General features: G+C 67.2%; 2 protein-coding genes. Both read right to left on the reverse strand.

Going from position 1 to position 1755, the window contains the following annotated elements; genetic code table 11:
* Positions 1-115: 115 nt before the first annotated feature.
* Entirely contained in the window at positions 116-937 is an 822-nt protein-coding gene (gene istB / locus ACOVRJ_RS09330; protein ID WP_422043583.1) for an IS21-like element helper ATPase IstB, read from the reverse strand.
* Positions 934-1755, reverse strand: an 822-nt coding sequence (locus tag ACOVRJ_RS09335) for a Mu transposase domain-containing protein (RefSeq protein WP_422043584.1), incomplete at its 5' end; no start/stop codon positions are given. The genes istB and ACOVRJ_RS09335, both read right to left, overlap by 4 nt.

Genomic DNA, 1755 nt, shown 5'->3' on the forward strand with positions numbered 1-1755 from the left:
TTCCTTGCTTGCCCCAGGGAGGTCAGGCCCGATCGCTCAGCACGCTCGCAAAGGCTGTTGACGATCACCCAGAACTGACCCGGCGCGATCATTCAATACTGACCCACCCGCAAGGCTACCCGAGGGTAGCCGGTTGTGTGGATAAGTCTTCGGTCTGAGTTCCTTTCCTCGAAGTTCTTGAAGGTCTGACGCGCGTGCCCGCAGCGGTCGTGCTGCTGTGCTTGAAGCGCCAGGATTCGTTGCCGGTCTCGACGATGTGGCAGTGGTGGGTGAGCCGGTCCAGCAGCGCCGTGGTCATCTTGGCGTCGCCGAAGACGCTGCTCCACTCGCCGAAGCTCAGGTTGGTCGTGATGACCACGCTGGTGTGCTCGTAGAGCTTGCTCAGCAGATGGAACAGCAGTGCGCCGCCAGCCTGGCTGAAGGGCAGGTAGCCCAGTTCGTCCAGGATCAACAGGTCCACGTACATCAGCCGATGGGCGATCTGCCCGGCCTTGCCCTGCGCCTTCTCGGCCTCCAGCGCGTTGACCAACTCCACTGTCGAGTGGAAGCGCACCCGCTTGCCGTGACGCTGGATGGCCTCCACCCCCAGCGCGGTGGCCAGATGCGTCTTGCCTGTGCCCGGTCCGCCGATGAGCACAACGTTGTGCGCGGCTTCAGTGAAGGCCGTGCTGTGCAGCTTGCGCACCAGGACCTCGTCCACCACCGAGCCGGCGAAGTCGAAGCTGGCCAGGTCGCGGTGCGCTGGGAAGCGGGCCGCCTTCATCTGGTAGCCGATGGAGCGCAGTTGCCGCTCGGCGCCTTCGGCGTCGAGCAACTGCTCAACCAGTGCTTCGGGCTCCAGCGCCGCATGCCGGCAGCGCGCCACCAGCTCCGGCCAGTTGGACGCCATGCCGTGCAGCTTGAGCGCCTTGAGCCGCGTGACGATCTCGGTGCTCATGCGCGCACCTCCCGCAGCCGGTCATAGCGCTGCACATCGGCCCGCGGCTCCTCGCGCAGGCTCGGGGTGAGGGTTTGCAGTGGCTCGGTGGCTGGCAGCCCGTCCCTGAGCCGGGCCAGCACATTGAGTACGTGCTCGGCACTGGGGCGCCCCGACTCCAGCGCCAGCTCTACCGCCACGAGCACGGCATCCAGACCGTGGATGGGCACAGCCGCCAGCACCTGCGTCATCACCCGATCGCCGCCGGCATGGCGCAGCAGATGCCGCTGCAGCGTCTGCAAGGCTTCGGGCATGGCCTTGAACGGCGCGCCGTTGCGCAGGGCTCCGGGCTTGGTCTGAACCAGCTCGATGTAGTGCCGCCAGTCGTAGAAGGTCTGATCGCGCTCGAAGCTGCGCGCATGCCGGGCCACCTCCACGCCCTCAGCCACCAGCACGAGCTGCTCCGGGTACACACGCAGGCTCAGGATCGCGTTCACATGCCGCGTGGGCACGCTGTAGCGGTTGCGCTGGAAGTGCACCAGGGCCGTGGCCGAGACGCGCACCGGCTGCTCGACGTAACCATCGAAGGGCTTGGGGCATGGCATCAGCCGGGCCTGCTCGTCCTGCCAGACTTCGGCCACGGTCAGTGCCGGCCACTCGGGGTGGGCACTGTCTTCCCAGCACTGCCGGCAGCGCTCGGCCAGCCAGGCGTTCAAGGCGGCGAAGTCGCTCCAGCGCCGCTCAGCGGCCTCGCGCCAGACCTGGCGGCGTCGGTCTTGCACGTTCTTCTCCACCACGCCCTTCTCCCAGCCCGAGGCCGGGTTGCAGAACTCGGCCTC

Source organism: Roseateles sp., from assembly GCF_049240545.1.
Taxonomy (GTDB): domain Bacteria; phylum Pseudomonadota; class Gammaproteobacteria; order Burkholderiales; family Burkholderiaceae_C; genus Paucibacter_A.